The sequence below is a fragment of the Mesorhizobium sp. M2E.F.Ca.ET.219.01.1.1 genome (genome assembly GCF_004016445.2).
In the GTDB taxonomy this organism is placed as follows: domain Bacteria; phylum Pseudomonadota; class Alphaproteobacteria; order Rhizobiales; family Rhizobiaceae; genus Mesorhizobium.
This window is the reverse complement of sequence record NZ_SADT02000001.1, coordinates 61438-78071: the sequence shown is the minus strand read 5'-3', so window position 1 is coordinate 78071 and position 16634 is coordinate 61438. Positions and strand designations below refer to the sequence as shown.

Annotated in this window: 16 protein-coding genes; 10 read left to right on the top strand and 6 right to left on the bottom strand. The window is 65.0% G+C overall.

The features are described 5' to 3' along the window. Positions 1-53 precede the first annotated feature (53 nt). Positions 54-1247: a Xaa-Pro peptidase family protein gene (locus tag EN862_RS00275; protein ID WP_127868301.1), complete on the bottom strand. Its 1194-nt coding sequence runs from the start codon at positions 1245-1247 to the stop codon at positions 54-56. A 333-nt stretch (positions 1248-1580) separates the two neighbouring features. Between EN862_RS00275 and EN862_RS00270 the strand changes: the two genes are divergently transcribed. From EN862_RS00270 to EN862_RS00245, 6 genes are all read left to right on the top strand, one after another. Beyond that, positions 1581-3191, top strand: coding sequence for an ABC transporter substrate-binding protein (locus EN862_RS00270; RefSeq protein WP_127868300.1), 1611 nt, complete (start codon positions 1581-1583; stop codon positions 3189-3191). A gap of 114 nt (positions 3192-3305) precedes the next feature. Then, positions 3306-4292, top strand: coding sequence for an ABC transporter permease (locus EN862_RS00265; protein WP_127868299.1), 987 nt, complete (start codon positions 3306-3308; stop codon positions 4290-4292). Further along, positions 4289-5119: an ABC transporter permease gene (locus EN862_RS00260; protein WP_127868298.1), complete on the top strand. Its 831-nt coding sequence runs from the start codon at positions 4289-4291 to the stop codon at positions 5117-5119. Before EN862_RS00265 ends, EN862_RS00260 begins: the two co-directional genes overlap by 4 nt. Next, positions 5116-6126, top strand: a complete 1011-nt coding sequence (locus EN862_RS00255; RefSeq protein WP_193771558.1) for an ABC transporter ATP-binding protein — start codon at positions 5116-5118, stop codon at positions 6124-6126. The genes EN862_RS00260 and EN862_RS00255 overlap by 4 nt, the downstream gene beginning before the upstream one ends. Continuing rightward, a complete protein-coding gene (locus tag EN862_RS00250; protein ID WP_127868297.1) occupies positions 6123-6899 on the top strand; it encodes an ATP-binding cassette domain-containing protein in 777 nt (258 codons plus the stop codon). The genes EN862_RS00255 and EN862_RS00250 overlap by 4 nt, the downstream gene beginning before the upstream one ends. Before the next feature lie 64 nt (positions 6900-6963). Beyond that, complete coding sequence (locus EN862_RS00245; protein ID WP_127868296.1) at positions 6964-7470, top strand: L-2-amino-thiazoline-4-carboxylic acid hydrolase; 507 nt, start codon at positions 6964-6966, stop codon at positions 7468-7470. A gap of 12 nt (positions 7471-7482) precedes the next feature. Here the strand turns inward: EN862_RS00245 and EN862_RS00240 are convergent, their stop codons facing one another. The 5 genes from EN862_RS00240 to EN862_RS00220 all read right to left on the bottom strand — a co-directional run bounded on the left by EN862_RS00240 (position 7483) and on the right by EN862_RS00220 (position 12263). After that, a complete protein-coding gene (locus EN862_RS00240) occupies positions 7483-8271 on the bottom strand; it encodes a DeoR/GlpR family DNA-binding transcription regulator (protein WP_245519453.1) in 789 nt (262 codons plus the stop codon). 224 nt (positions 8272-8495) lie between these two features. After that, positions 8496-9794: an FAD-binding oxidoreductase gene (locus EN862_RS00235; RefSeq protein WP_127868295.1), complete on the bottom strand. Its 1299-nt coding sequence runs from the start codon at positions 9792-9794 to the stop codon at positions 8496-8498. Positions 9795-9796: 2 nt separating this feature from the next. Next, positions 9797-11167, bottom strand: coding sequence for a glutamine synthetase family protein (locus EN862_RS00230; protein ID WP_127868294.1), 1371 nt, complete (start codon positions 11165-11167; stop codon positions 9797-9799). A 73-nt stretch (positions 11168-11240) separates the two neighbouring features. Then, the gene (locus EN862_RS35995) at positions 11241-11390 is read right to left on the bottom strand and encodes a hypothetical protein (RefSeq protein ID WP_189401030.1); all 150 of its coding nucleotides are present in this window, start codon (positions 11388-11390) and stop codon (positions 11241-11243) included. 219 nt (positions 11391-11609) lie between these two features. Continuing rightward, on the bottom strand, positions 11610-12263 hold the full coding sequence (locus EN862_RS00220) for a GntR family transcriptional regulator (protein ID WP_245519540.1): 654 nt from the start codon (positions 12261-12263) through the stop codon (positions 11610-11612). A 338-nt stretch (positions 12264-12601) separates the two neighbouring features. Here EN862_RS00220 and EN862_RS00215 point away from each other — a divergent pair, with 338 nt between their 5' ends. From EN862_RS00215 to EN862_RS00200, 4 genes are all read left to right on the top strand, one after another. Beyond that, entirely contained in the window at positions 12602-13729 is a 1128-nt protein-coding gene (locus EN862_RS00215; protein ID WP_127868293.1) for a BMP family ABC transporter substrate-binding protein, read from the top strand. A 106-nt stretch (positions 13730-13835) separates the two neighbouring features. Further along, positions 13836-14960: an ABC transporter permease gene (locus tag EN862_RS00210; RefSeq protein ID WP_127868292.1), complete on the top strand. Its 1125-nt coding sequence runs from the start codon at positions 13836-13838 to the stop codon at positions 14958-14960. Further along, entirely contained in the window at positions 14960-15886 is a 927-nt protein-coding gene (locus tag EN862_RS00205) for an ABC transporter permease (protein ID WP_127868291.1), read from the top strand. Before EN862_RS00210 ends, EN862_RS00205 begins: the two co-directional genes overlap by 1 nt. A 40-nt stretch (positions 15887-15926) precedes the next feature. Next, positions 15927-16628, top strand: a complete 702-nt coding sequence (locus EN862_RS00200; protein ID WP_127868290.1) for an isochorismatase family cysteine hydrolase — start codon at positions 15927-15929, stop codon at positions 16626-16628. The last annotated feature ends 6 nt before the right edge of the window (positions 16629-16634 follow it).

The window sequence follows — 16634 nt, the reverse complement described above, 5'->3', positions numbered from 1 at the left end:
ATTGCCTTTCGCAATTCGGCTGGCAATCCGGGTGAGGGGGAGCGCCATCGAGGCTAAGCTGCCACCCCACCCCTGTTCCACCCGCGCCCGCGATCACCGAACATCACACAACCGCTGTCCGTCACCGCGACTGTATCCTCCAGCTTGATAAAACCGCGCGTCGGGTGGAGCATGGTCGTCTCGACCGACAGCACCATGTTCTTTTCCAGCGGCTTCGCCGCATAGGTGCCTTCATAAGCGACCGGATGGTTGGTCATCAGGAACGGCGCCTCATGCGTGATCAGCCCCATGCCATGGGCGAAGAAATCCGTGTAGGCCGAAACCTTGGAGGCCTTCAGCACGCTTTCCGCATGCGCGATCATGTCGCCACCCAGCGTGCCCGCCTTGACCTTGGAAAAAGCCGCCTGCTGCACAGCTTCGACTTCCGCTAACAAATCCTCCAGCTCGGCATCCGGCTCGCCGAGCACGCCCATGCGGCAGAGGTCGCCGATATAGCCGTGATAATTGCCGCCGGAATCGATCGACAGCACCTCGCCCTTCTTCCACGCCTGGCTGGACGAAGCGCGGTTGTGGCTGGAGCCCAGCGTCAGCAGGCAATATTCGAAATGCGCGCCGCGATTGGTCTCCTCGCGCCTGAGCTGCTCGATGATGTCCGTCTTAGTTGTCCCTTCGCGCGCCCAAGCGATCGTCGCCAGCATCGAGTCGGTGATCAGTTCGGAGGCGATGCGCAGTTGTTCCAGCTCCGCCTCGGTCTTGATGGCGCGCATGCTCTCAAGCATGCCGGTCGCGTCGATCAGCTTGGCATCCGGCAACGCCTTGCGGACCAGCGCATAGGCATCCGACGGCAGGAAGCCCGGCTCGATGCCGATGCGCGCCGCTGACTTGCCGATCTGCTTGAGATGCTCCACCGCCAGATTGGCGGCATCGAGCGTACCCCAGCAGGCCGCATGAAGGGTCGGCGTCCAGAACGGATGGTTCTGGTGCTCGCCGCCTTCCATCTTGTTGCCGATATAGGCCGCATGCTCCGGTCCGCCCTTCTCGTAAAGGACGATCGGCAGATAGCGGCTGTGGCCGATCGCATCCATCGCCGCGAAGAAGATAAATTTGTAGCCGCCGAGAAGATATTGCGTGTTGTGCTTGGAGGTAGCGAACAGCACGTCGATGCCGGCCTCCTCCATCAGCCGGTCCACCCGCGCCTGGTCGAAGGGAATGCTGTCGACCTCGGTCTTGCCCGGAGCGATGTTCATCTGCCTCTCCCTGTCTTCATCGGCCGCAGAAGCGCCGAACATTATGATTTATGGCTTTCAGTCAAATCTGTATCATTTTGATCACTCTGGTCCAGCCAGAATCGATCACTTTCGCGCTATAGGTGTTTATGTCCCAAATCCCGATCCCACTTCACTACAATCTGGTCCTACCAGATTAGGGGATCGGAACGCCTTCTGCCCGGATGGTCCAGCGGACGGAAATTTCAAAGCCAAGCCATGATGCGCCAAATCCGTCTCTGGCGAAACCTTTGCCAAGGGCCATAATCACCGCATTGGCGCGCCTGCCACGGTGCGAAGAGGGGAGTTTGAACGATGCCCGAATTGACGATTTCACGCCGCGGCCTGCTGGCCGGCTCGGCGCTGCTGCTGGCTTCGACGGCGTTGCCGACCATCGGTTTCGCGCAGACGCCGAAGAAGGGTGGCCGCCTGGTGCTGGCCGCCGATTCCGAACCGCGCAACCTCAACCCGGCGATCGTCGCCTCCAACGGCGTCTTCTTCATCTCCAGCAAGATCGTCGAGACGCTGGCCGAAGCCTCTTTCGACGGCAAAGACGGGCTTCAGCCGCGGCTCGCGCTTTCCTGGGAGGGTGCTGCCGACGGCCTGTCGGTGACCTTCAAATTGCGCGACGGCATCAAATGGCATGACGGCATGCCCTTCACCTCCGCCGACGTCGCCTTCTCGGCGCTGCAGATCTGGAAGCCGCTGCAGAATCTCGGCCGCACCGTGTTCAAGGACCTTGCTGCCGTCGACACGCCGGACGAGCTGACTGCGATCTTCAAATTCGCCAAGCCGACGCCGTTCCAGCTCATCCGCAACGCGCTGCCGGCGCTGTCGAGCGTCGTGCCGAAGCACCTTTATGAGGTGGGCAAGATCGAGGAGAATCCTGCCAACAACGCGCCGGTCGGCACCGGTCCGTTCAAATTCGCCGAATACAAGGCCGGGCAATATTACCGGCTGACGAGGAACGACGCCTACTGGGGCAAGGACGAGCCTTATCTGGACGAGATCGTCTACCAGGTGCTGCCGGACCGCACGTCCGCCGCGGCTGCGTTGGAGGCGGAAGAGATCCAGCTCGCCGCCTTCTCCGCCGTGCCGCTCGCCGATCTCGACCGGATCTCCAAGGTGCCGGGACTGAAGGTCATCACCAAGGGTTATGAGGGGCTGACCTATCAGCTCGTCGTCGAGATCAACCACCGCCGCAAGGAACTTGCCGATCTGAAAGTGCGGCAGGCGATCGCCCATGCCATCGATAAGGATTTCGTCGTCAAGACTGTTTTCCTTGGCTACGCCGCGACCGCGACCGGCCCGGTGCCGAAGAACGACCCGCAATTCTACACCGCCGAGGTGCCGACCTATCCTTTCGACGTCGCCAAGGCCAATGCGCTGCTGGACGAAGCCGGCTACAAGCGCGCCGACGACGGCAAGCGCTTTGCGCTGAAGCTTTTGCCGGCACCTTATTTCAACGAAACGAAGCAGTTCGGCGATTATTTGCGCCAGGCGCTGGCGGCGATCGGCATTGACGCCCAGATCGTCAACAACGACTCGGCAGCCCACATCAAGGCCGTCTACACCGACCATGCCTTCGACCTCGCCGTCGGCCCGCCGGTGTTCCGCGGCGACCCGGCGATCTCGACCACCATCCTGGTGCAGAGCGGCATCCCCGACGGCGTGCCCTTCTCCAACCAGGGCGGCTACAAGAACGCCGATCTCGATGCGCTGATCGTCAAGGCGTCGGAGACGCTCGACACATCGGCCCGCACCGGGCTCTACAAGGAGTTCCAGAAGAAGGTGGCCACCGATTTGCCGCTGATCAACGTCGCGGAGTGGAGTTTCATCAGCGTCGCGCGCGACACGGTGGGCAACATCGCCAACAACCCGCGCTGGGCGGTGTCGAACTGGGCGGACACTTATTTGGAATCGTGACACATTCGCGCGGATGAGAATTCGCGAAGAAATCGGAATTTGGCCGAAGGTCGCGTTCCGTCCTGGGCTCGGCATTTCCTATAGCCAACCTACCGCCAACCCGCCGAGGCGCGCATGACCCGCGCCCTCGTCCTCCTCCGCCGCCGTCTCGTCGGCAGCGTCTTCGTCCTCCTCATCGTCGTCATCGGCAGCTTCCTCCTTCTCGAGGCCGCGCCCGGCGATGCGGTCGACGCCTATATCGTCTCGACTGGCGGCGATGCCGGCATGATCGAATTGCTGCGCCATCGCTGGGGCCTCGACCAGTCGGAGCTCACCCGCCTCGCCAATTACCTCTGGGCATTGCTGCATCTCGATCTCGGCCAGTCGGTCACCTTCTCGCGGCCGATCCGCGAAATCATCCTTGAACGCCTGCCGACCACGCTGATCCTGATGGGCAGCGCCACCGCGCTTTCCTTCGGCCTCGGCTCGGCGCTCGGCATCTATGCCGGCGCAAGGCCCGGCAGCTTCCGCGACCGCTTCCTGTCGATCGGCTCGCTAGCGCTCTATGCCGTGCCGGGCTTCTGGCTCGGCCTCGTGCTCATCGTCGTCTTTGCCGTCGATTTGCGTTGGCTGCCGATCGGCGGCATCGAGACCATCGCCTCCGGCAAAACCGGGTTTTCCCGCGCCGCCGACATCGCCGTCCATCTCGCATTGCCGGTCTCGGCGCTCGGCTTCATCTATCTCGCGCTCTATCTGCGCATGATGCGCGCCGGCATGGCCGAGGCCTGGCGGCAGGATTTCGTGCTCGCCGCCCGAGCGCGGGGCCTACCCCGCCAGCGCATCGTGTTGGCCCATGTCGCCCGCAACGCGCTTTTGCCTCTGGTCACCATGCTTGGCCTGCAGTCGGCGCAGATGCTGGGCGGCAGCGTCGTCATCGAAAGCGTCTTTGCCGTGCCCGGCCTCGGCCGGCTGGCGCAGGAAGCCGTCGCCGGACGCGACACGCCGCTGCTGCTTGGCATCATCCTGGTCAGTTCCGTCCTCGTCATCGTCATCAATCTTGCGGTCGACCTCGCCTACGCCTTCCTCGATCCGCGCGTGGGCGCCGGCGAGGCGAGCGCATGAAGCGGCTCCCTCATTTATTCCGCTCGCCGGAAGCGATCGCCGGCGCGCTTATCCTCGCCCTGCTGGCCGCGATGGCGCTGGCGGCGCCACTGCTCTTCCCGGGCGACCCGCAGGCGATCGCCGGACCGGCGCTGCTGCCGCCATTCCAGGACTGGTCGTTGCCGCTCGGCACCGACCGGCTCGGCCGCGACGTGCTGGCCGAACTCTTTCATGGCGCTCGCACCTCGCTGGCTGTCGGCTTGGCGGCGGCTGCCGCGGCACTCCTCATCGGCGCGCTGGTCGGCACTTTAGCCGGCTTCGCCGGCGGCTTGGTCGATGAAGTGCTGATGCGCATCACCGACGCCTTCCAGACCGTGCCGAGTTTTCTGCTCGCGCTCGCCTTCGTCAGCATCGTCGGTCCGTCTCTCGGCGTGGTCGTTGCGGCCATCGCGCTCAGCGCCTGGACCGGCCCGGCGCGCGTCGCCCGCGCGGAAGTGCTATCGATCCGCGAGCGCGACTACGTTGCCGGCGCCCGCGTCATCGGCATGCATCCGCTGGAGATCGCTTTTCGCGAGGTGCTGCCCAATGCACTGCCGCCAGTGCTGGCGCTATCCTCGGTGATCGTCGCCGCCGCGATCCTCACCGAGGCGGCGCTCTCCTTCCTCGGCCTCGGCGACCCCAACCGCGTCACCTGGGGCGGCATGATCGCCGAAGGACGAACGGTGCTACGCACAGCCCCGTTCCTGTCGATCGTTCCAGGCGTGGCGCTCGTGCTGACGGTGCTCGGCGTCTACCTCGCCGGCGAGGGTGTGGTTGAGAGCACTGCCATGCGCAGGAGCCTGTCGTGACCGCGCTGCTTTCGATCCGGGATCTGAAGGTTGCCTACCGACGGGACGGCGTCGCGGTGCAGGCACTCAAGGGCGTCGGCCTGGATGTGGAGGCTGGAGAGCGCTTGGCGTTCATCGGCGAAAGCGGTTCGGGCAAGAGCACGTTGGCATTGGCGGTTGCGGGGTTGTTGGCGAAGACTGTCGAGATTGGCGGGACCATCGATTGGTCGATAGCGAAATCGCAACCGTCTCATTCCTTCGCGCCCCCCTCTGTCCTGCCGGACATCTCCCCCACAAGGGGGGAGATTGAGCCCTCATCGCCGCCTTCGCCGATCTCCAACGTTGCAGGGGGAGATCCGACAGCGGAACTGCTTATCTCCCCCCAACTGGGGGAGATGTCCGGCAGGACAGAGGGGGGCGCCGTAGAACGCCAACCTTCTCGTCCTCGCGATACCATCCCCCGCCTCGGCCGGGACATCGGCTTCGTCTTCCAGGACCCCTCCTCCAGTCTCGACCCGGTGATGCAGGTCGGCAAGCAGATCGCCGAAGTCATTCGGACCCATCTCGACGTCAGCTGGAAGGACGCCTACACGCGAGCCAAAACCCTCCTCGAACGCGTCCGCCTACCCGACCCGGACTCGGCCCTCCATGCCTACCCGCACCAACTCTCCGGTGGACAGAAGCAGCGCGTCGCCATCGCGGCAGCCATCGCGGCCGCACCAAAACTTCTGATCGCCGACGAAGCGACCAGCGCGCTCGACACCATCGTTCAGGCCGAGATCGTCGCCCTGATCCGCCGGCTGGTGGCCGAGGACGGCATGACGCTCATCGTCATCAGCCATGACATCGCGCTTGCCGCCACGCTTGCAGATCGCATTGCGGTGCTCCGCCACGGCGAATTGCTCGAGCTCGGCGAGAACCAGCAGATCATCGAGGCGCCGCGCCATGCCTATACGCGCTCCCTGCTCGACGCTCATCTCGGCCTCGACGCGAAGCCTATGCTAGACCGCCAAGGCGCTTCAGAATGAGCCTGCTTACCGTCTCCAATCTCGCCAAGCGCTACGATAGCGGCGGCAAGCCGTTCGCGGCGGTCGATGACCTATCCTTCGAAATCAACCCCGCCGAAACGCTGGCGCTCGCCGGCCCGTCCGGCAGCGGCAAATCCACCATCGCGCGGCTGGTACTGCGGCTGATCCAGCCCGATGCCGGCCGCATCGACTTCGAGGGAAGCGATTTCCTTGCCCTGACGGGCGCCGCCTTACGGGCGCGCCGCGCTCGGCTGCAAATGGTGTTCCAGGATCCACTCGCCGCCTTCAATCCGCGCGCCACGGTCGCGCGCGTGTTGGACGATCCCTTGCGCATCCATGGCATCGCCTCGCGCGCCGAGCGTCCGCGGCGTGTCGCGGCGCTGCTGGAGCGCGTCGGCCTCAACGCCGGCCTTGCCGCGCGCGCCATCCACGAGATTTCCGGCGGACAGCGCCAACGCGTGGCGATCGCCCGCGCCATCGCAACAAAACCGTCGCTGATCGTGCTCGACGAAGCCGTGTCGGCGCTCGATGTTTCGGTGCGCGGTCAGATCCTCGAACTGCTGATCGACCTGCAAAGGCAGGAACGGATCGCTTACCTGTTCATTTCGCATGACCTCGGCGTCATCCGCGCCGTCGCCCACCGCGTCGTCCTCCTCGATGCCGGCCGGATCGCCGAAAGCGGCGATGCCCGCGCCGTCATCGCCAACCCGCAATCAGCGATCGGCAAGGCGCTGGTTGCGGCGGCGCCAAGATTGACCAGGAACCGGCCATGATCCCGCAAAAAGGCAACCGATTTGCGGACAAGATCATGGTCAAACAACAAAATCAGGAAGCATCATGACCGACCCCCACGCCGCCAGAGCCGAGAAACTGTCGCGCGAGCTTGATTCCGCCTTCCGCAACCGCGCCGACCTCTATCGCCTCTTCCTCGACGAGCTGACCGCCGAGCTCGGCGCCGAGAAGGCCGAGGCGGTGATGGTGCGAACCATCGAAAAGCGCGGCCAGGAAGTCGCCGCGGCTGCTTTTGCCGATTTCGGCCCCAACGACGCGCCGGCGATCGGCGAGGCGTTCCTCTCCGTCAGCCCGGACGGCGGCCGCATGTATCCGACCGACGTCGATCGCGGGCCGGACCACATCGCCTTCAAGGTGAAGCGCTGCCCGCTGAAGGATGCCTGGGTCGAGGCCGGCGTCGGCGAGAAGAAACTTGCTATGCTCTGCCGCATCGCCGGGGCCTTTGACCGTGGCCTGTTCGAGGCGACCGGCGTGCGTTTCGACAATGTCACCTGGACGCCGGGCCACGGCTCCGGCTGCTGCCACATCGCGCTGACCAACCGCGACGCCTAGCCGGACAAATATTCAGCTCTCGGCAAAGACGTGCAGCTCGCCGCCCGCCTCGTCGATTGCGGCGCGCAGCTCCGCTGCCGGCTCGCTGTCGGTGACGATGTCCGAGATCTCGCTCAGCGCGCAGACCCGCTCCAGGCCGCTGCGGCCGAACTTGTCGTTGGTGACGACCAGCATCGTCGACAGCGACCGCCTCATCATCGTCCGCTTCACCGCCGCCGCGCCCGAGATCATGTCGCTCGGCCCTTCGGCGTTCAGCGCCGAGGCGCCGATGATGGCGACGTCGGCATTGTAGCGGCGCACGAATTCGACCGTGTCCTCGCCGAGCACCGCGGCCTCGCGGCTGTCATAGGTGCCGGGACAAAGGATGACGCGGAAGCCGGGGTTGGCGCCGGCCACCGAGGCGACGCCGATGGAGTTGGTGATGATCGTCAGGTCCCGGCCGTGTTGCGAGAGGCTGCGCGCCACCTCGTAGGTGGTTGATCCGCCATCGATCATCACGATCGAGCCTTTCTCGACCAGCCCTGCCGCGCCACGCCCGACGCGGGCCCGCTCCTCGACCATTGTCAGGCCGCGTTCGGCAATCACCGGTTCCGACGTCACCAGCGAGATGGTCGCGCCGCCATAGGTGCGGTTGATGAGCCCCGCTTCGCCGAGCTCGATGAGATCGCGGCGGATGGTCTCGCCGGCGACACCGATGCGGCGCGCAAGCTTCGAGATGCGGATTGACGCCGAGCGCCGCACCTCCGACAGGATCAGCTCATGGCGCTCTTTCTTCGTCAGTCGGCCCGGCTCGATATTCATCGCCCTTCCCTAGCTGCAACACCGAAGACTCGGCCCCGGCGCCGCCAAACATTAGCCACGCCGGGGGCAGGAAGGCCAGCCCGGGTCTGTTGAGATTCAGGTCAGGCTGAGCCGAAAATGGTGGTCTCCGAGAACAGGAGCGGAGCGTACTTGAAAGTACGTGAGCACCGGAAGCGCAGGAGACCACCATTTGCAGGCCAGCCTCACCTGAATATCAGCAGGCCCTAGTGCCGCAGCCGATCGCGCATAGCGTACCACAGCATGCCGAGCACATAGAGCGGCCCGCGCAACGCCGTGCCGCCCGGAAACGGCAGCGGCGTCAGCGTCGAGAACAGGTCGAGCTGCGACGCATCGCCGGTGATCGCGTCCGCCAGCAGTTTCCCCGACAGCGTCGACAGGATGACGCCCTTGCCGGAATAGCCATGCGCGAAATAGACCTCGCCATAGTGCCCGACATGCGGCAGGCGCGACGTGGTCACCGACACCAGCCCGCCCCAGGCGTGGTCGATGCGGCAGCCCTTTAGTTGTGGAAAGGTCTTTTCCATATGCGGCCGCACGAAGCCGGCAATGTCGGCCGGCGGCGACGGCGTGTAGCGCTCGCCGCCGCCGAACAACAGGCGTCCGTCCGCCGACATCCGGTAATAGTTGACCACGAACAGCGTGTCCGAGACCGCGACATTGGCCGGGATGACGTTGCGCTCGCCCAGCGGCTCGGTGGCGACGATATAGTTGCCGACCGGCATGATGCGGCTGTTGACACGCGGCTCGAGACCCTTGAGCAGCGCGTCACCGGCCAGCACCACATGCCTGGCGCGAACCGAGCCCCTGTCGGTGAACACCCGGATGGAAGGCTCGCGCTCCAACCGGACTGCGATCGAGTTCTCATGGATGACGACACCCGAGGCGACAGCCGCGCGCGCAAGCCCCAGCGTGTAGTTGAGCGGATGCATGTGGCCGCCGAGCCTTTCGTAGACCGCACCCTGATATGGCGTGTCGACCATCTGCCGCGCCTCGGCCGCCGACAGAATCTCGACATCGGTGAACTTCATCACCTTGGCGAGGCATTCGGCCTCCTCCTCGAAGTCGCGCATGTCGGAGCCGTTGACGGCGCCGACCAGGTGACCGTTCAGGCGCAAATCGCATTCGATGCCGTGGCGCTCGATGATGTCGAGCACCAGCCCGCGCGCCTCGAAGGCGAGGTCGAACAGTGCCTTCGCTCGCTCCGGCCCGAAGGATTTGATCAGGCCCCGGGCGCCCTTGCGCAAACCGGGGATCATCTGGCCGCCATTGCGCCCGGAGGCGCCCCAGCCGATCTTGCCGCCTTCGAGCAGTACCACTTTAAGACCACGCTCGGCCGCATGCAGCGCCGCCGAAAGGCCGGTGCAGCCGCCGCCCACCACCACCAGATCGGCCTCGACATCGCCGAATAAAGCCGGATGGTCCGGCGACGGATTGGCGGTGGCGACATAGTAGGATTTGCCGATATCGAGACCGGAATTGAAACCCGTTGAACGTGAAGCCATGGTCACACCTTGAGCAGCAGGTGGTCGCGTTCCCAGGACGTCACGACGCTCTGGAACAGGTCTAGCTCAACGCTCTTCACGCGCAGATAGGTCTGGAAGAAATCCTCGCCGAGCAGCGCCCGCACGGGCTCGCAGGCGGCGAAGCGGTCCAGCGCTTCCTCCATCGTCTTCGGCAGGGTGCTCTTGCTTTTATAGGCATTGCCGAAGGCTTCCGGCGAGCGAGCCAGCTTCTCCTCGATGCCGAGATAGCCGGCGATCAGCGAGCCGGCCATGGCAAGGTAGGGATTGGCGTCAGCGCCGGGCAGCCGGTTCTCGATGCGGCGCGCGGCGCGTCCGCCCATCGGCACGCGCAGGCCGCAGGAGCGGTTGTCATGCGACCATTCGATGTTGGCCGGCGCGCTGTGGTTCGGCCGGATGCGCCGGTAGGAATTCACGTTGGGCGCGAACAGCGGCATGATCTCCGGGACGTATTTCTGCAGGCCGCCGATGAAGTGCGCGAACATCGCGCTGTCTTCGCCGTCCTCGCCAGCAAACAAGGGCTCGCCCTTCCGGTCGACGATTGACATGTGCAGGTGCATTGAGCTGCCGGCTTGCGCCGCGATCGGCTTGGCCATGAAGGTGGCGTGCATCCCATTCGCCTGCGCCGCCTGCTTGGCTAGGCGCTTGAACAAGAGCACCTTGTCGGCAAGCGCTAGCGGATCGCCATGCAGGAAGTTGATTTCGAGCTGCGCCGTGCCGGATTCATGGATCAGTGTCTCGAGCGGCAGGCCCGCGGCCGCCGCATGCGCGTAGATGCGCTGGATGACCGGTTCGAATTCCTCCAGCGCCTGCATGTCGTAAGGATGCTGCACGCTTTCCGGCCGGCCGTTGCGGCCCACCGGCGCGGTGATCGGACGATCCGGATCGGGATTCGGCGCCGTGAGATAGAATTCGAGTTCCGGCGCCACCACCGCGCGCCAGCCGCGCTGCTCATAGAGATCGAGCACCGCCCTCAGCACATGGCGCGGCGAGGCCATCCACGGCCGGTCGTCCATGTGGAACGTGTCGGCGAAAACATAGGCTCTGCCGGCGCTGCCGGGCGCAAGGCACAGGCTGGAAACATCCGGCACCATGCGCATGTCCGGATCAGAATAGGCAAAGCCCTCGTCGATGGAGCCGGAATAGCGGCCGTCGATCGCCACCAGGAAGGCGCTGCTCGGCAGATAGAGCGCGCGGTCGTCGAGCGACTTGAGGAATTTGGCTACCGGCAGGGTCTTGCCGCGCAGCACGCCGTTGACATCCGGTACGAAGCATTCGACTTCGTTGATCGCGTGCGTCTTCAGCCAGCTTTGCGTGTCCGCGCCGGGGAATGAGATGTTCAGATTGTCAGGCATTGGTCATGTCCGTACGAAGGAGAGATCGCTTCGGCGGGCATGTCCGTTCCGGTAGGGCGTTATCTAAGCTGCGTTATCCGAGGACGGACGCCCGCCTGATGGCCGGCCGATGGGCCGGGGTCAGCGCGTCCTGCACCCCTTCGGTCCAGCCGTCGCGAACGACATGCGAGCCGACCTTGGTCTCCTCCGCGCGCTGCAGGTTCTCGTGGCGGCAGCAGCGCATGATCAGCGACAGCCTGTCGAGACGCGCTTCCTCGCGGCCGGAATGGAACCCGGCCGGGTGCGGAAGAGCGTTTTTGCAACCTGCATGACAAGCCTCATCGAGGAACCTGGCCTATGGTTTGACCGATCGTCGCGTCCGGCGCAAGTGGCGCCGGCGCGTCCATCTATCGCAAGCTGAAGATCAAGTCGCAGGCGGGTCTCTTCGCGCGCTTCGTCGAGATCATCGACGCGCGGATCGGCTGAGCCTCGACTCCATCGGATCGACGGTCGCGAACACCGCGCTCGCCTCGCTGACGATCGAAACGTGGTCCCGCGCCGCCTTGCCCGCGGCCGCTGCGTCGCCACGCATGATCGCGGTGACGATCACATCATGCTCCTGCCAGGACTTGGCCAGCCGGCCCGGCAGCATGAATTGCGCGCGCCGGAACGGCGCCAGCCGGCTGCGGGTCGCCACCGTCAGATCGTGGATATGCGTGTTGTGGGCGCCGCGATAGAGCCTGCTGTGGAACTCGGTGTTGAAATACTCGTAATCCTCCTCGGCGCCGAGCTGCACCATGCGCGCCGACGCCTGATGCTCCATCTCCAGCGAGCGGCGCTCGGCGCCGGTCATGCGCTCGGCGGAGAAGCGGGCACAGATCGCCTCCAGCTCGGCCATGCTCTCGAACATCGAGGCCAGATGCTCCTGCGTGACCACGGCGACGATGGCGCCCCGGTTGGGCCGCCTCTCGACCAGTCCAATGGCGCTCAACTGGCCGAGCGCCTCCCGGACCGGCGTGCGCGAGACGTCGAAGCGGGCGGCGAGTGAGCCCTCGTCGAGCTTTTCGCCGGGACGCAGATAGCCGGTGACGATGCGGTCCGCGATCGCCCTCACCATCTGATCCACGGTCGTGCCCGACCTGACCAAGCCGCGCTTTCCCGACACGTCTCCTCCCGCCCAGTTTATTGCGGACGGCCCGCAAGGTGGACGGCCCACGGGCTGTTTCGACTCAAGGCCGCATCCCTGTATGCCTAGATTTTGACCTCAATGTCAAATTGATCGTTTTTCAGGCAAAAAGTGCATGCACTTGCCTGCGGTTTATGCAGGCTTTCTAAATTCATCCATTGATTTTATTACAGAAAATCTGAAAAAGGAACTGGCACAGCGATTGCATGCACTTTCTTGACGAGGCGTTAACCGACCCCGCCAGGGTCCAAGAAAGGGGAGCATTCGATATGACCGGGAAATTCATGCTTAGCCGCCGCGACCTGCTCAAGACCTCCGCTGCCGGAGCGGCGTTCGGTCTGGCCTCGGCGGCCTTTCCGATCCGCGCGGCGCGCGCCGCCGCCGCGACCGTCGGCTTCATCTATGTCGGCCCGAAGGACGACTACGGCTACAACCAGGCGCATGCCGAGGGAGCTGCGGCGCTGAAGGGCGTCGAGGGCATCTCCATCGTCGAGGAAGAGAACGTCCCCGAGACGGTCGACGTCCAGAAGACGATGGAATCGATGATCAATCTCGACGGCGCCTCGCTGATCTTCCCGACCTCCTTCGGCTATTTCGATCCGCATATGCTGGCCATGTGCGCCAAGTTCCCCGACGTGCAGTTCCGCCATTGCGGCGGCATGTGGAACAAGGACAAGCATCCGATGAACGCCGGCTCCTATTTCGGCTATATCGGCATGGGCCAGTACCTGAACGGCGTCGTCGCCGGCCACACCACCAAGTCGAAGAAGCTCGGCTTCGTCGCCGCCAAGCCGATCCCGCAGGTTCTGCTCAACATCAACTCCTTCCTGCTCGGCGCGCGGTCGGTCGATCCGGCGATCACTTGCCAGGTGATCTTCACCGGCGAATGGTCGCTGGCGGTGAAGGAGGCCGAGGCCACCAATGCGCTGATCGACCAGGGCGCCGATGTCGTCACCTGCCATGTCGACAGCCCCAAGGTGGTGGTCGAGACGGCCGCCGGACGCGGCGCCTTCATCTGCGGCTACCACGCCAACCAGAGCCCGCTGGCGCCGGAAAAATACCTGACCGGCGCGGAATGGAACTGGGCCAAGGTCTACAAGATGTTCGTCGACGACCTCATCGCCGGCAAGCCACTGCCCAATTTCACGCGCGGCGGACTGGCCGACGGCTTCGTCAAGATGAGCCCGCTCGGCCCCGCCGTCGGCGAAGCGGCACGCAAGCAGTTCGACGCCACGCTGGCCGAAATGATGAAGGGCGGCTTCTCCGTCATCAAGGGACCGTTGAAGAGCAACAAGGGCGCCGTCGTCGCAACCGAGGGCCAAGCCTTCGTCGAGACCGCCATCGAGCTCGAAAGCATGGACTATCTCGTCGAGGGCGTCGTCGGCTCGACGGCTTGAGGCATTGCGTGTCGCCCAAAACTGCGCAGCGGTTTTGGGATGACGACACGCATCCGAACAAGAGCTTGAAGCACGCTTCAAGCGCGAGCCGAGGAGAGACGGGGATATGGCGGACACTGTGAGCAGCCCGGACGTGCGGACCATCCTCGATGCCAGGGGATACCGGGCGGCGCTCGAATGGATCGCCAGGCGGGCGGAGGCCTTCGTCATTCCGCTCGCGGCGCTCGTCGTCGGCATGGTGCTGTTCAGCGTGTTCATCCTGGCCGTCGGCAAGTCGCCGGTGCAGCTCTACGAGACGATGTGGCGGGGCGGCTTCGGCTCCTGGTTCTCGATCCAGAACTCGCTGTCGCGCGGCGCGCCGCTCCTGCTTGCGGCGCTCTGCGTGGCGCTGCCGGCGCGCCTTGGCCTGGTCGTCATCGGCGGCGAAGGCGCGATCGTGCTGGGCGGCGTCGCAGCGGCGGCCATCGGCGTGGCGCTGAACGGCGCTCCGTCTTTTCTCGTTATCCTTCTCATGGGCGTGGGGGGCGCAGCCGCCGGCGGCATCTGGATAGGTGTCGTCGGCGCGCTGCGCCATTATCGGGCCGTCAACGAGACCATCTCCAGCCTGCTGATGGCCTATATCGCCATCGCCCTGATGAACCATCTGGTGGAATGGCCGCTGCGTGACCCGGCCTCGCTGAACAAACCCTCGACGCAGCCGCTGGCCGACATCTACCGCATCGGCAACATCCCAGGCATGGAGGTACATTGGGGCCTGGTCGTCGGCATTCTCGCCTGCGTGCTCTCCTGGCTGCTGATCGAGAAGACCCGCTGGGGCTTTGCCGCCCGCATCGCCGGCGGCAATGTCAGGGCCGCGCAAGTCCAGGGATTGGCCGTCGGTCCGCTGATCGTCGGCTTCACGGCGCTGGCGGGCGGCTTCGCCGGGCTTGCCGGCATGATCGAGGTTGCGGCCGTGCAAGGCAGCGCCAACGGCTCGCTCGCCGCAGGCTATGGCTATACCGGCATCCTCGTCGCTTTCCTCGCCCGCCACAACCCGCTCGCCATCATTCCCGTCGCCATCCTGCTTGGCGGCATCGATGCATCCGGCGGCCTGATCCAGCGTCGCATGGACCTGCCCGACGCAACCGTGCTGGTGCTGCAGGGCATGCTCTTCATCGTCATCCTGTTCAGCGAGACCTTCTACGGCCGCTTCAAGCTCTTCAACCCGGACCTCTGGCAGAGGAGCACCTGATGGAAACGACCGACATCGGCCTGTGGGGCGTGCCGCTCGCCATGCTGGGCGGCGCCATCCGCGTCTCCACACCCTTCATCTTCGTCTCACTCGGCGAAGCCATCACCGAGCGTTCCGGCCGCATCAATCTCGGCCTCGAAGGCACGCTGGTGTTCGGCGCCATGAGCGCCTACGCGGTGGCTGTGATGACCGGCTCGCCATGGCTCGGCCTTCTGGCCGCGGCGCTCGCCGGCCTCTGCTTCGGCCTCTTCCACGGCTGGATCTGCAAGTTCCCGAAGGTCAACGACATCGCCATCGGCATCGCCCTGATGCTGTTCGGCACCGGCCTCGCCTTCTTCTTCGGCAAGCCCTTCATCCAGCCATCCGCGCCCGACCTGCCGGCGATCCCCTTCGGTGCCTGGTCCGACATCCCGCAGGTACAGGCGGCGCTCAACGTCAACGTGCTGTTCCTGATCGGTGCCGCACTTGCCGTCTTCCTCTGGTGGGCCTTCCGCAACACGCGCGTCGGCCTGATCGTGCGCGTGGTCGGCGACAGCGCCGACGCGGCGCGCGCGATGGGTCTAAACCCCAACACGGTGCGGCTGCTCGCCACCGGCGTCGGCGGCGCGCTTGCGGGCATTGGCGGCGCCTACCTGTCGCTCTACTATCCAGGCAGCTGGACCGAACGCATCTCGTCAGGCCAGGGGCTGATGGCGGTGGCGCTGGTCATCTTCGCGCGCTGGAATCCGCTCGGCTGTTTTGCGGCGGCACTCCTGTTCGGCGGCGCCGGCGCGCTCGGCCCGGCACTGCAATCGGTCGGCGTCACGCAAGGCTACTACCTCTTCTACGCCGCGCCTTACATCCTCACCCTCATCATCATGATCGCAACCTCGTCGCCAAGCCGCACGCTCGCCGGCGCGCCCGGCGAACTGTCGATCACCAAATGACCGCGCACCACGCACCGCTCGCAAGACCGGAGTTTTTGCCATGAACGCCAGAGCCGAGATCACCCAGCGCTACATCGACGCCGATCCCTATCCCTGGCCCTACAATGGCGATCTGCGGCCGGACAACACGGCGCTGATCATTATCGACATGCAGACCGACTTCTGCGGGCCTGGCGGCTATGTCGACCATATGGGGTACGACCTGTCGCTGGTCCGCGCACCGATCGAGCCGATCAAGACGGTGCTTTCCGCCATGCGGGCCAAGGGCTACACCATCATCCACACGCGCGAGGGCCATCGTCCCGACCTCGCCGACCTGCCCGCCAACAAGCGCTGGCGCTCACGCCGCATCAATGCCGGCATCGGCGATCCGGGGCCATGCGGGCGCATCCTGGTGCGCGGCGAGCCGGGCTGGGACATCATCCCCGACCTCTATCCGGCCGAGGGCGAGCCGATCATCGACAAGCCGGGCAAGGGCTCGTTCTGCGCCACCGACCTCGAGCTGATTCTCAACCAGCGCGGCATCGAAAACATCGTGCTCACGGGCATCACAACCGATGTCTGTGTGCACACCACCATGCGCGAGGCCAACGACCGCGGCTTCGAATGCGTGATGCTGGAGGATTGCTGCGGGGCGACCGACTACGGCAACCACCTGGCGGCGATCAAGATGATCAAGATGCAGGGCGGCGTGTTCGGCGCGGTGTCGAATTCGGCAGCGCTCGTCGCGCAGCTGCCATGAGGAGCC